Raw genomic sequence first — 679 nt, 5'->3', positions numbered from 1 at the left:
GTTTTCCGACAGGCCCGGAACCTGCGGCCGCAGGCAGCAGATGCCGCGCACGACAAGGTCGATCTCGACGCCGGCGCGGCTGGCATCGTAGAGCGCGCCGATGATGATCGGATCGACGAGGGCGTTCATCTTCATCCAGATGCGCGCCGGTTTGCCTTGCACCGCGTAGGCAATCTCGTCGGCAATGTGCTTCAGGATGCGGCTTCTCAGCGTGAACGGCGAGATCGCCAACCGCATTTCGTCCGTCGGCTCGGCATAGCCGGTGATGAAATTGAACAGCTGGGCGACATCGCGGGCAATCGTCGGATCTGTGGTGAAGAAGGACAGGTCGGTGTAGATGCGTGCGGTGACCGGATGGTAGTTGCCGGTGCCGAGGTGCACGTAATTGCGCAGCTTGCCGTCCTCGCGCCGCACCACCAGCGACATTTTCGCATGTGTCTTCAGTTCGAGAAATCCGAACACCACCTGCACGCCGGCCCGCTCCAGGTCGCGCGCCCAGCGGATGTTGGCTTCCTCGTCGAAACGCGCCTTGAGCTCGACCAGCGCGGTGACCGACTTGCCGGCCTCGGCCGCGTCGACCAGCGCGCGCACGATCGGGCTGTCGTTGGAGGTGCGGTAAAGCGTCTGCTTGATCGCCACCACCTCCGGCTCGGCCAGTGCCTGGCGCAGGAACCAGACT

1 protein-coding gene is annotated in these 679 nt (G+C 64.1%); it reads right to left on the bottom strand.

Going from position 1 to position 679, the window contains the following annotated elements:
• A partial coding sequence (locus EN994_RS34160) for a phospholipase D-like domain-containing protein (protein WP_245466180.1) occupies window positions 1-679 on the bottom strand: 679 nt, incomplete at both ends.

Origin of the sequence: Mesorhizobium sp. M7A.F.Ca.CA.002.09.1.1, from assembly GCF_003998555.1 — a bacterium.
GTDB lineage: Bacteria > Pseudomonadota > Alphaproteobacteria > Rhizobiales > Rhizobiaceae > Mesorhizobium > Mesorhizobium ciceri.
This window is presented reverse-complemented; position numbering and strand designations above follow the sequence as displayed.